Genomic DNA, 12,961 nt, shown 5'->3' on the forward strand with positions numbered 1-12,961 from the left:
ATGGATTGTTTTCTGGACGTTGTACTGCCTATTCCATTGGAGCGCCTTTTTACGTACAGCATTACCCCACAAGAGGCAGATTTTCTGCAGCCTGGTATGCGGGTGGCCGTTCCCTTTGGCAAATCCAAGATTTACACTGCTTTGGTGTATCAAATCCACCAGAATGCTCCAACAGCCTATGAGGCCAAGGAAATTTATCAGATTTTAGATGAAACGCCTTTGGTTAATTCCGTTCAGTTGAAGCATTGGGAATGGATTGCCCATTATTACATGTGCACTTTGGGTGAAGTAATCCGAAGTGCCCTGCCCAGCGCTTTTTTATTGGAAAGTGAAACTTTGGTGATGCCCAATAAAGAGGTTGAAATTGATGAAATGGAACTCAAAGACGATGAGTTTCTGGTCTACGAAGCACTTCAGCATCAAACCGCACTTAAAATTGGAGAAATCAGTGACATTGTTGACAAGAAACATGTACTCTCCGTGGTTAACCGATTGGTGCAAAAAGGTGTGGTCAACCAGAAGGAGGAACTTTACGAACAATACAAACCCAAATTGGTTCGGTATGTAAAGCTTTCCGATGTCTATGATGATGAGGAACAACTGGAGGTCTTGCTCAACGAACTTTCCCGAGCACCCAAACAAAGTCAAGTAGTGCTTTCGCTTTTTCAAATACGGGCCAAGAACAACAAACCTATTCCCATTGATGATCTTGAAAAGGAAAGTGGTGCATCCAAGGCGGTCATTAAGGTATTGATTGATAAAAATATTCTGGAAGAATATCACATCAGAAAAGACCGGGTAGATTACCGAGAAGAATCATCAGCATCAGAAAACATTGGGTTAAATAAACATCAGACCAAAGCTTTGGAAGATATCTATGCCGGATTTAATCAGAAGAAGCCTGTTTTACTTCATGGCGTAACGTCATCAGGAAAAACCGAGGTGTATGTAAAACTGATCCAACAATGTTTGGAGGAAGGTAAACAGGCGTTATACCTGCTTCCTGAAATAGCATTGACCTCACAATTGATAAACCGACTTCGCCACTATTTTGGACACAAAGTATCGGTTTACCATTCAAAATACAGCATTCATGAAAGGGTAGAGGTCTGGAATAATGTTTTAACGAAGGCCGAAAAGGCTCAAATTGTCATTGGAGCGCGCTCATCATTGTTCCTACCATTCGCTAACTTAGGTTTGGTGGTTGTGGATGAAGAGCATGAGAGTTCTTTTAAACAATTCGACCCAGCACCGAGATATCATGCCCGTGATGCCGCCATTGTCTTGGCTTCCCTGCATAAATCAGATGTGGTTTTGGGCTCAGCTACGCCCAGTATTGAAAGTATGGACAACGCCAAGAAAGGTAAATATGGATATGCCTCCATTCAACATCGCTATGGAAATGTGCTGATGCCGGACATCAATTTGGTCGACATTAAGGAAGCTACCCGAAAGAAACGGATGAAAGGTCATTTTTCAGAAATCTTGCTGAAGGCGATTGAAGAGGCTTTGGAAGAAGGGGAACAGGTGATTCTTTTTCAAAATAGACGAGGGTTTGCCCCGGTGGTGGAATGCACTACCTGTGGTCACGTGGCCCAATGCCCCAACTGCGATGTTAGTTTGACTTTCCATCAGCATAGAAACCAGTTGCGCTGCCATTACTGTGGCTATCACATGGCTTTACAGCAAGCTTGCTTGGCTTGCGGAAGTGCTACTTTGGACAATAAAGGGTTTGGTACAGAACAGATTCAGGAAGAGCTCAACCAACTATTTCCCAAAATTTCGGTTGGGCGGATGGATTTGGACACCACCCGAGGAAAATACGCCTATGAAAAAATCATTTCAGCTTTTGAAAATCAGGAGATGGATATTTTGGTGGGAACGCAGATGGTAACCAAGGGATTGGACTTTAGAAATGTGAGTTTGGTGGGTATCATGAATGCAGATTCTATGCTCAATTTTCCGGATTACCGTGCCCATGAGCGCAGTTTTCAAATGTTGACGCAGGTAGCGGGTAGAGCAGGGCGTACCCAAAAAAGGGGAAAGGTGCTGATTCAGACCTACAACCCCTATCACCAAATATTGCAGCAGGTCACTACGAATAATTACGACAAAATGTTTGCGGAGCAGGTCTATGAACGGGAGCAGTTTAAATATCCTCCGGTGGTACGTATCATTAAAGTGACCTTGAAGGACAGGGATTTCAATAAATTGAACGAGGCGGCCCAATGGATGGCCGATTCTCTGCGAAATGTGTTGGGGAACCAAATCTTGGGGCCAGAATACCCTCCCGTGGCTCGCATCCGAAGGGATTACTTAAAGAACATTTTAATCAAGATTCCGAAGAAACAATCCTTGGCGCAGACAAAAAATAGCATTAAAAGAATTGAAAAATCCTTTAATGCTATTTCAAAGTATAAAAGTGTAAGACTGGTCTACAATGTGGACCACATATAATTATTATACGTTGGCCAATGCTTCGGCCAATTCTGTCTTTTTATTTCTACTCAAAGGAATCTGTCTGCCCCCTACCTCAACATTTTTACTGTTGAACTTTTCAATCTTCTCCAGATTCACAATATAAGATTTATGGATACGTAGAAATTTTTCGGCGGGCAATTGCTTTTCGAAAGATTTCATGGTGGAAAGGATTACAATATTGGCTTCATCAGTAACCAATTTAATGTAATCTCCCAATGCCTCTATCCATTTAATGTCGTTTAAGATAACCTTACGTTTTTTAAGGTTGCTCTTTACAAAAATGTGCTCTTCATCTTCATCAACACGGTTCAACTGTTCGTATTTGGCCACAGCTCTTTTTACTGAGGCTTCAAAACGGGCCAATGTGATGGGTTTGTGAAGGTAATCGGTTACGTCGTAGTCAAAAGCTTTAAGTGCGTAATCAGGTTTCCCTGTAATAAGGATGACCTGTGGTGGGTTCTCTAGGGCCTCTAAAAGGTCGAACCCACTGATGATGGGCATTTCAACATCCAAGAAAATCAAATCGACTTCGTGGTTCTTTAGGCCGTTTTTGGCTTCAATGGCGTTGCTGTACTCAGCAACCAAAGCAAGATGTGGATGATTGTTGACCAATTTAGCAACGGCCATCCGCTGCATGGAAGAATCGTCTACAATTATACTTTTTAATTTCATAGAATGGGGTGATTTGTAGGGTTTTAAATCATCGGCAAATTACACAAAAAAGACGTTTAAGAGCAACAAAAGATGTAAACATGGTCTATTTTGTTGTGTATATTACCATATACGTTATGTAGATTTAAAGGGTTCATTTCTGTTAATAACTCTTGTACTTTAAACGAAGTTTTTTTGGTTTTCTTGCAAGGTGAAGGAAATATTGCTAATTTTGCGCTCCTTTAAAATATAATATATGAACCATTACGAAACTGTTTTCATTTTGAATCCCGTTCTGTCTGAAACACAGATAGAGGAAACAGTCAAGAAATTTGAGGATTTCTTGATTAAGAATGGTGGCAAAATGGTCTCCAAGGAAGATTGGGGACTTAAAAAATTAGCCTATCCCATTCAGCACAAGAAAAGTGGCTTTTACCACTTGTTTGAATTTACCGCTCCCGGTGAGGCCATTGGACCTTACGAGTTGGAGTTTAGAAGAGATGAGCGCGTTATGCGTTTTTTGACCGTCAAATTGGACAAGCACGCAATTGCTTGGGCAGAGAAAAGAAGAACCAAATTAAAAGCTAACGCATAGGGTTATGGCATCTATTGAACAACAAGCAAAATCAAAGAAAGACGGGGAAATCAGATATTTGACCCCGTTGAACATTGAGACCAGCAAGCAAAAGAAGTATTGTAGATTTAAAAAATCTGGAATAAAGTATATCGACTACAAAGACCCAGATTTCTTGATGAAGTTGGTAAACGAGCAAGGAAAATTACTTCCAAGACGACTTACAGGTACTTCACTGAAATATCAAAGAAAAGTGGCACAAGCGGTTAAACGTGCACGCCACCTAGCGTTAATGCCGTACGTTGGCGATATGTTGAAATAAAAAAATACCGAAGAATGGAACTTATTCTAAAAGAAGATGTACAGGATTTGGGATTTAAGGATGATATCGTTTCCGTAAAGAACGGTTACGGCAGAAATTTTTTGATCCCTCAAGGATTGGCCACCTTGGCCACGCCTTCTGCCAAAAAGGTTTTGGCGGAAAACCTAAGACAAAGAGCCCACAAAGAGAAGAAAATCATTGATGAGGCCAATAAAACAGCGGAAGCCCTTAAACAATTGGAAATCCGTATTCCAGCTAAAGTTGGTGCAGGTGATAAATTGTTTGGTTCTGTAACTACAATTGACCTTGCTGCTGCTTTGGATAAAGAAGGACACCAAATTGATAGAAAATTTATCAATATAAAAGGAGGTGCCATCAAAAGAACAGGACCGTATGAGGCCATCATCAGACTTCATCGCGAAGTTATCGTTGAATTTCCTTTTGAGGTTATCGCTGAGGCATAATAAATACAAGCCTTTACTACAGCACTAAAAAAGAGCCATGCAAAGCATGGCTCTTTTTGTTATGATATCCTTGGTATGCTTAGTTTATTGGTCTTGGAGTTTGCTTTTTAAGCGGCCCTGTAGTTCGCTATCAGTCTGCAATGCCATGGCTATAGCTTGGTAACGTTCAATACTCATGCCTTCATTGCTGATGATTTCTTCGATTTGCTCAGTGAAGCCAACTTGCATTTGTTGCAGTTCGCTCATCAATTTGCCAAATCTTTGTTTTTCATCGTCAGTGGCATCCACTGATTTTTCTGGAGATGCTGAAGCCTGGTACATTTCATTGAATCTATCCACCTCAAAGCCGTTATCCTTAACCGTTTCCATTACTTTTTCTTGCGCCTCCATGTTTACTTTTTGGATATCTTGGAAAGCGGAGGCAATCTTGTTCAATTCGGCATCGGTAACTTCAACCTGATCTTGGGCATTGACCAATGAAAAGGTGCTTACTCCCATGGTAACAAGGCAAACGAATATTGTTTTAACTAGCTTTAAAAATCTCATTCTATACGTGTTTTGTGTAAATGTTATTTTCCGAAACTACAATAAATTAAGGCGCTTCCCAAAATAGGACTGTTAACTATACCTTAATATAAATTGAAAAAGATTCTGTTGTTTACAACTTTTTTAAACAAAAAATCAGGCCACTTCGCACCCTGAACTTATCTAATTAACGGAGTAGCGTTAAAAAGATAGAATCTTGGGAGGCTATTATCTGACATTACGGCGACTTGGTGAGAGTTTCCTTTTTAATGTCGTACTTCTAGCAAAATAAACATTATTTCTTCGTTAATAACTTGTTAAGAGCTATGCGTGCATAGCTCTTTTTTTTGTCTATCTTGCCGACACTCAAAGAACTTTAACTCAAAACTCTATGAAGAAAATTTTACCCTTGGGAATACTGTTTCTTATGGTATTCACCTCAGCAATCTCACAAGTTACGACCTCAAATATTCGGGGAACCGTGCTTGATGACCAACAAGAACCACTACTTGGGGCCAATGTGGTGGCCGTGCACACCCCAACCGGAACGCGTTATGGATCTATAACGAACGAAGAAGGCCGTTACAATCTATTAAACCTTAGGGTGGGTGGACCTTATGAAGTAACCATATCATATGTGGGTTACAAGACCAACACCCAAAATGATATTTTCCTGACCTTGGGTAAAACATTCAATCTAGATGTGGTGCTTGTTTCTGACAGCCAACAATTGGATGAAGTAGTAGTGGTTTCCGACCAATCAGGGACTTTCGGCAGTGATAGAACGGGAGCGGAGACCAGTGTGGGTCGAAGAGAGCTCACCCGATTGCCTACAATCACCAGGTCCACTAATGATTTTACCCGTTTGGAGCCTACCGCTAGCAATGGGTCTTTTGGAGGGCGAAATGACCAGTTCAATAATTTCTCTCTGGATGGGGCCATTTTCAACAACCCGTTTGGATTGGATGCCGCCCAACCCGGTGGACAGACCGATGCCAACCCCATTTCCATTGATGCCATTGACCAGATTCAGGTCACTACGGCACCTTACGATGTTACTCAATCCGGTTTTACAGGAGCTTCGGTGAACGCCGTAACCAAAAGTGGAACCAATGAATTTTACGGAACGGTTTATGGTTTTTATCGGAATGAAGACCTTACCGGAGGTAAAATAAAGGGCGATGATGTGTTCAAGGCCGATTTGAGCCAAACCCAATACGGAATCAGTATTGGAGGGCCCATAGTAAAAAATAAATTGTTCTTCTTTGCCAATTTTGAAAAAGATGATCGTACGGATTTGGGAAGTGCCGGTTTTGTGCCCAATCGCGGAACAGGAAGCATTAATGAGTCCAGAGTTTTAGCATCTGATTTTGAATTGGTATCCAATATCTTGGGTCAAGTATCCATTGGTGACGGGCAATTTTATAATCCCGGAAGGTTTGAAGGGTTCAATTTTGACCAAGAATCCACAAAGGGAATCTTCAAACTGGATTGGAACATCAACGAAAACAATCGATTGGCGGTAATCTATAATTTCTTGGACGCTTCCAAGGAAAAGCCAGCGCACCCAACGGCATTGGGCTTTAGGGGCCCGAACCTGACCACCCTTCAATTCGAAAATGCCGGATACGAAATCAATAATAAGATTCAATCGGTGCAATTGGAACTGAATTCAACACTTTCCGATGAAGCCATCAATAAATTACAGGTGGGGTACACCCATTTTGATGATTTCAGAAATCCGAAATCAACCCCTGCGCCCACCATCACTTTGTTAGATGAAAATGGAAGTTCTAACTATATCATTGCGGGGCATGAACCCTTTTCCATCAATAATAGATTAGATCAAAAAGTATTTCAATTGACCAATAATCTCAACTTTTTTAAGGGAGACCATACCTTCACCGTAGGATTCTCTTTTGAAAAATTTGAATTTGACAACTCCTTCAACTTGGGAGCTTATGGAGCCCAGGGCGTATTTTTCCCAACGGGATCTATAGCAGATTTCAGAGATCCAAACAATGAAGCAAGTTTGGTAGCATTTTATCAGGATGCTTTTAATGCTGCCATTGCAGCGGACAATGCCCTTAATGCTGCAGGAGAAGGCAACCCAGGTGGATGGGCCTTGGCCGAGACCAATGTAGGTCAATTGGCTTTTTACATGCAGGACGAATGGAATGCTACTGAAAACTTTAAACTGACCTACGGTATACGATTTGACAAGCCGTTGTATTTTGATTCTTCGGAAAAGGCGCAAGATGTTATAGATGTTGCACCCGCATATGTTCCAGATATTCCCTATGTGAATCCCAATAATGGTGAGACGGTATTTTTTGACTCCACAAAAATGCCAACGGACCAATGGTTGATTTCGCCAAGAGTTGGATTTAACTGGGATGTACATGGAAACAACTCCTTTCAGCTAAGAGGTGGAACCGGTATTTTTACAGGGAGGTTCCCCTTTGTGTGGCTAGGAAACCAGATAGCCAACCCTAATGTTTTCTTTTACCAAGTGGTTGACCCAGATTTCAAATGGCCACAAGTTTGGCGAAGTAGTCTTGGTACCGATTACCGAATGGAAAATGGTGTGATTTTGACAGCAGACCTGTCCTACACAAAGGATATCAACGGTGCCCATGTACAAAACTGGGGTCTACTATCTCCTTCGGAAACCTTGCAAGGCGTAGACAATAGGCCGGTATATGGAGCAGACGATTTAATTAACAATGCCTATGTTTTTTCCAATTCAGACCAAGGAAGAATTTGGAATGCCGTTTTCAAGGGACAGAAAACATGGGATAATGGCCTATATGCAAGCTTGGCCTATAGCTATTTAAATTCCAAGGATGTAAATTCCATTGAAGCAGAAATTACAGGTGACGCCTTCGTTGCCAATGCTATTTCTGCAAATGCCAATGATGATGTGTTGTCATTTTCCAGATATGGGGACACCCACCGATTTGTGGGGGTTATTTCCAAAGCCTTTAAGACAGGGACAACCGTCTCTACTTTCTTTGAATATGCTCAAGGAGGACGGTACAATTATTTATATGGAGGCGACATAAATGGCGATGGTTCTAGTATCAATGATCTATTGTACATTCCCACTGCGGCAGAGGTAAACCAAATGACGTTCAGTGGTGCTGGACAAGCAGAGGCATTTGAAGCTTTCATTCAGCAAGATGATTATTTGAGTGAAAATAGGGGGCAATATGCCGAGCGATACGGGGCACTGGCACCTTGGCGAGGCCGTTGGGACCTTAAAATCCTTCAAGATATTAAATTAGCTCCCAAGAACACTTTGCAGTTGAGTTTGGATGTACTGAATGTGGGCAATTTAATCAGTTCGGATTGGGGTGTCATTGAAATCCCAACTAACCAACAGGTCTTGGGGGTTACTGTGGATGAAAACAACAACCCAACCTACACATTTGATACCAATTTGACTGAAACCTTTAGTTCAGACACTAGCTTGTTATCTAGATGGCAGGCGCAATTTGGAGTGCGTTACATTTTTAACTAGCACAACAGAAATACTATGGAAAGGCCGCGCTATTGCGCGGCCTTTTTTATTTTTGCACCATGAAATACAAAAGACTTTCTAAAGAGCAATTGGAGGAACTACATCCCGAGTTTATCAACTTTTTGGCGACCCAATCCATTACCGCAGAAGAGTGGAAAACCATTAAAAAGGAAAAACCTGAAGTGGCCGAAGAGGAAATCGATGTGTTCAGTGATTTAATTTGGGAAGGTGTGCTCTCCAAAGTAGAGTATTTGGAAAATGTGTCGGAACGACACATGCACTTATTTCACTTGACGGATAAAGAAATGAAACTTCTTTCTGTAAAAGTGATGAATCCAGAGATTGACCTACGCACCAAAGTGGGCTTTGACTGGTTCAAACGCAACTTTCAATCCGATTTTGTGGAATACCTTACCGCCTCCAAAGCCTATGGCGAAGATAAGAATGTGGACAAGTTTGAAATCATAAAGCAAGGCGCCGTCATCACCAAAGGTGAGCTCTACCAGTGGTTTGAGCAGATTATGGAGTAGTTCAGATGTCAGATTTTAGATTTCAGATGCCAGACAGACTTAAGAACCAAGAGTCAAGAAACAAGACCAGGCTCAAGTTGAAGTTCAAAAATCACAAATGCCAAATCCCAAACGATCAGCTCCCTATTAACCTTCCCCATTATGCTTTCACTTTTCACCCAGCACCCAAATTCCAAATTCCAAGAACAGAGACCCAAGAATCAAGAACATAGACCAAACATCTTTAACTCTTAACCTTTTACCCGCCATCCAAAAAAGAAAAGGCCCCCAACGGAAGCCCTTTCTCACTTGAATTGATTATAGATATAAAGATTAGCGTGTATGCTAGAATTTTATTGGTCTAACCCAAAATAACGCACCACTTCTTTGTAATCACTGGCGTCCACACCTATAGACTTTAAAGAAGCTTTAACCTCTGCTGGAGATTTAGAAATAGTGGGTGCTGAAGGCTCAGCTGTGGTGGTTGGGATGAGGATGATATGCACCTCAGTAAAAATAGTGTTCCATCCTTGACCGGTATACTCTCTTATTCTCAATATGCCTTCAGTTATAAATGTTGAGAATTCATGTTCGGTTAAGAGATTTACTCTTCCTGGGATAGAATAGTAGTCAGTGCCATCACTTAGATATGCCAAAACAACATGAGTATCCAGCACTTCTTGGGTCATTTCAGGCACATTAAGTTCTACTGGATTTTCACCTCCGGTGATGTCCGAAGTATCTACAATAATTCGCTCCGCAGTAGTGCCTTGGCCACCTTCTCCATCTTCACCTTGGCAATCCAAAGCGTCAAACACTTCATCACCGTTAATGTCTTCTTCGGGGTCGTTTACCCCATCACCGTTTAAGTCCCAGCAATTGATGCCATCAGCACCATCAGCACTATCAGCTCCAGCATCCCCAGTAGGTCCGGTAGGTCCAACTTGCCCTGTGGGTCCGGCAGGCCCAACTGGCCCAACAGCTCCGTCTTCTCCGGAGCAAGATGCAATAAGGGCCATGGTAGCTACCATACAGCCCAACATAGAAATTCTTTGTAGTTTCATAATATTTATTATTTATAATTGTTGTTACTGAACGCCACAAATGTAGAGGGAGTGAAACGTTGAATTTGACCCTGATTGACGAATGGGGCTTTTGGGTTGACCGTACAGCTATTTTTTACAACGGATAGATTTAAGAAGGAATTTTCTTGTTAATTTATTTTGAGAATGATTTTTTTAAGTTTAAAACAACAAACACAGAATTTCAAGTTCAAGTCCAAGAACCAAGACGAAAGACGGTGAACAAACAATAAGAGACAATAACTCAATAACCGAATAACAAATCACGAATCACCAAACACCAAATCCCAAATCCCAAATCAAAGCCCAAGAGCCAAGAAACAAGACAAAGAAGATGGGCAAATCATAAAAGCCAATAACCAATAACTTATCAACAAATGACCTAACTCCTAACTCTGAACTCCGAACTTGAAACCCCAAACTCCAACCTCCAAACTCCAACCTCTGAGCTCTGAACTACAAACCTGAAACCATAAACCCTTCAACCTTTTACCCTTTAACCCATCACCCAAAACCGTATATTTGCACGAGAATTTAAGATTACATGGCACAGAAACCATCCATACCCAAGGGAACCCGGGATTTTTCACCTACTGAGGTGGCCAAACGTAACTACATCATTCAAGCCATAAAAAGACATTTTGAAAAGCATGGTTTCCAGCCTATTGAGACACCCTCTTTTGAAAATTCGGAAACCTTGTTGGGAAAATATGGGGATGAAGGGGACCGTTTGATTTTTAAGATTTTGAATTCTGGGGATTTCATCTCCAAGGTTGATGATGTGACCTATAGCTCCAAAAATTCAGCTTCACTGGCCCCGATAATTTCAGAGAAGGCGCTTCGCTATGATCTCACCGTACCTTTTGCGCGTTACGTGGTGATGCACCAGAATGAGATTGATTTTCCCTTTAAACGTTATCAGATTCAACCGGTTTGGCGAGCAGATAGGCCGCAAAAAGGACGTTTTCGTGAGTTTTACCAATGCGATGCCGATGTGGTGGGAGCAAACTCTCTCTTACAGGAAGTGGAATTTGTACAGCTGTACGATGCTGTTTTTACAGATTTGGGATTGAAGGGAACTACCATCAAAATCAACAACCGAAAAATTCTTTCCGGGATTGCAGAGGTCATTGGAGCCAAACATCTTTTGATAGATTTTACCGTGGCCTTGGACAAACTTGATAAAATAGGGGAGGAGAAGGTTAAGGCCGAAATGTTGGAAAAGGGGATATCCGAAAGCGCCATTATCAAAGCACAACCACTGTTTTCCATGTCGGGCTCAGCATCTGAACAAATAGATGAATTAAAAACATTACTGTCCGAATCTGAAATAGGCCTCCAAGGTGTTGGCGACCTGGAAGAAATCATCACTACCATAGAAGCTGTTGGGTTGCAATCAGCAAATCTTCAGCTAGATGTTACTTTGGCCCGTGGCCTCAACTACTACACTGGGGCCATTTTTGAGGTTGCGGCACCAGAGGGCGTCAGTATGGGGTCCATTGGTGGCGGTGGACGTTACGATGACCTTACTGGGATTTTCGGGTTGAAGGATGTAAGCGGTGTTGGAATTTCCTTTGGGTTGGACCGTATTTATTTGGTTTTGGAAGAATTGAACCTGTTTCCCGATACTTTGGATACTTACTTGGATGTACTCTGCCTCAATTTTGGAAAAAGAGAAGGCCTTGCCGGGCTGCAATTGGTATCCTCCTTGAGGAAATTAGGACTACGGGCCGATTTGTATCCTACGGATACTAAAGTGCAAAAGCAGTTTAAATATGCGGATAAGCGAGGGGTTCCCTATGTGATTCTTTTAGGAGAGCAAGAACTTACTGAAGGTAATTTTGTGGCAAAAAACATGAAAACTGGTGAGCAAAAGGCCTACAAATTGGATGAGGCAGAGCAGTTTGTTGAATCGGTTAAAGCCGCCCTTTAATTTCCTTTACGATGGTTTTGTAGTAAGGTGTGCCGTGGGGGACATATTTCCCCGTGTTGGCCATACCCCAGGTTTCTTCAGCAAATTGGAGTAGGGGAACCAAATCCAAGGCATCCACTTCACTGTCTTGTTTAGTTAGATGGTTCAAGGGTTCTTTTAATTCACACAGAAAAACATGATGGAATTCAGCATCGGTAAAATCTTCGGAAATTTTATGAATGGCTTTGAATGTTCTGATAGGTTCCAAATCCCTTTCAGAAATAGCAAGACCAACCTCTTCTTCAACTTCGCGTATTGCAGCCGTTTTTACATTCTCTCCAGATGCTACATGTCCTGCCACTGACACATCCCAAAGGGATGGATGGGTCTCCTTGTGCTTTCCACGCTGCTGAATGAGAATTCTACCATCTTTGGTGTAGAGCCAAACATGAACGGTAGGGTGAAAAAGTCCTTTTAGGTGCGCTTCGGATTTTAAACAGGATTTCCCTGTTGGTTTTCCATGGTCGTCCAAAATGTCTACCCGTTCCTCCATGGCACAAAAATAAGAATTCGTCACCCTGAACTTGATTCAGGGTCGCATTAATTTAGAAAAATAGATATGAGATGCTGAAATACTTTGCTTACCGATAAGCAGCAATTCATTATGACGCCAGATTTTCAATTGCGTCAATTCGAGTGGTTTTTCGAAATGAAATAAAGAAAAATTGTATCGAGAATAGGTTGCGTTTTCAAAATTGCCAGTTCTCGACACCTGCCTACGGCAGGCAGGCAAAATTCCTTCGGAATCCCACTCGAAATGACATATACGTCACCCTGAACTTCATTCAGAATCACATAGGTATTAAGCCTTGTCATTTCGAAATGAGATACGGCGTATCGATTGAGAAATCTAAGGGT

At 41.7% G+C, this 12,961-nt stretch carries 11 protein-coding genes; 7 read left to right on the forward strand and 4 right to left on the reverse strand.

Translation table 11 applies throughout. The annotated features are described in order from the left end of the window. Positions 1–2,457 carry a replication restart helicase PriA gene (gene priA / locus ACFOWS_RS07285; protein WP_379763269.1) on the forward strand — a complete coding sequence of 819 codons (2,457 nt, stop codon included), beginning with the start codon at positions 1–3 and terminating at the stop codon, positions 2,455–2,457. Positions 2,458–2,460: 3 nt separating this feature from the next. Here priA and ACFOWS_RS07290 read toward each other — a convergent pair whose 3' ends face one another. Next, entirely contained in the window at positions 2,461–3,153 is a 693-nt protein-coding gene (locus ACFOWS_RS07290; protein WP_366589791.1) for a LytR/AlgR family response regulator transcription factor, read from the reverse strand. A gap of 235 nt (positions 3,154–3,388) precedes the next feature. Here ACFOWS_RS07290 and rpsF point away from each other — a divergent pair, with 235 nt between their 5' ends. The 3 genes from rpsF to rplI are packed head-to-tail and all read left to right on the forward strand — an operon-like array spanning position 3,389 to position 4,492. Then, on the forward strand, positions 3,389–3,727 hold the full coding sequence (gene rpsF / locus ACFOWS_RS07295; protein ID WP_067036297.1) for a 30S ribosomal protein S6: 339 nt from the start codon (positions 3,389–3,391) through the stop codon (positions 3,725–3,727). Between the two features lie 4 nt (positions 3,728–3,731). After that, the gene (rpsR, locus tag ACFOWS_RS07300; RefSeq protein ID WP_014031368.1) at positions 3,732–4,028 is read left to right on the forward strand and encodes a 30S ribosomal protein S18; all 297 of its coding nucleotides are present in this window, start codon (positions 3,732–3,734) and stop codon (positions 4,026–4,028) included. A gap of 14 nt (positions 4,029–4,042) precedes the next feature. Continuing rightward, a complete protein-coding gene (gene rplI / locus ACFOWS_RS07305; RefSeq protein ID WP_366589789.1) occupies positions 4,043–4,492 on the forward strand; it encodes a 50S ribosomal protein L9 in 450 nt (149 codons plus the stop codon). An 84-nt stretch (positions 4,493–4,576) separates the two neighbouring features. Here the strand turns inward: rplI and ACFOWS_RS07310 are convergent, their stop codons facing one another. After that, positions 4,577–5,038, reverse strand: coding sequence for a DUF4168 domain-containing protein (locus ACFOWS_RS07310; protein ID WP_379763270.1), 462 nt, complete (start codon positions 5,036–5,038; stop codon positions 4,577–4,579). Positions 5,039–5,408: 370 nt separating this feature from the next. Here ACFOWS_RS07310 and ACFOWS_RS07315 point away from each other — a divergent pair, with 370 nt between their 5' ends. Both ACFOWS_RS07315 and ACFOWS_RS07320 read left to right on the forward strand, forming a co-directional pair. Continuing rightward, entirely contained in the window at positions 5,409–8,540 is a 3,132-nt protein-coding gene (locus ACFOWS_RS07315) for a TonB-dependent receptor (RefSeq protein ID WP_379763271.1), read from the forward strand. Between the two features lie 59 nt (positions 8,541–8,599). Next, positions 8,600–9,070 (forward strand): DUF6495 family protein, encoded by a 471-nt coding sequence (locus ACFOWS_RS07320; RefSeq protein ID WP_379763272.1) that lies wholly within the window; start codon positions 8,600–8,602, stop codon positions 9,068–9,070. A 332-nt stretch (positions 9,071–9,402) separates the two neighbouring features. Here the strand turns inward: ACFOWS_RS07320 and ACFOWS_RS07325 are convergent, their stop codons facing one another. Next, positions 9,403–10,113 carry a collagen-like triple helix repeat-containing protein gene (locus tag ACFOWS_RS07325; RefSeq protein ID WP_379763273.1) on the reverse strand — a complete coding sequence of 237 codons (711 nt, stop codon included), beginning with the start codon at positions 10,111–10,113 and terminating at the stop codon, positions 9,403–9,405. A gap of 562 nt (positions 10,114–10,675) precedes the next feature. Between ACFOWS_RS07325 and hisS the strand changes: the two genes are divergently transcribed. Beyond that, positions 10,676–12,064, forward strand: coding sequence for a histidine--tRNA ligase (hisS, locus tag ACFOWS_RS07330; RefSeq protein ID WP_379763274.1), 1,389 nt, complete (start codon positions 10,676–10,678; stop codon positions 12,062–12,064). On the opposite strand, the gene ACFOWS_RS07335 is transcribed toward hisS, so the two are convergent. Then, a complete protein-coding gene (locus tag ACFOWS_RS07335) occupies positions 12,048–12,596 on the reverse strand; it encodes an NUDIX hydrolase (RefSeq protein ID WP_379763275.1) in 549 nt (182 codons plus the stop codon). The two genes, hisS and ACFOWS_RS07335, sit on opposite strands and share 17 nt — an antisense overlap. Positions 12,597–12,961: the final 365 nt, after the last annotated feature.

The sequence above is a fragment of the Flagellimonas marina genome (assembly GCF_042651185.1).
GTDB lineage: Bacteria > Bacteroidota > Bacteroidia > Flavobacteriales > Flavobacteriaceae > Flagellimonas > Flagellimonas marina.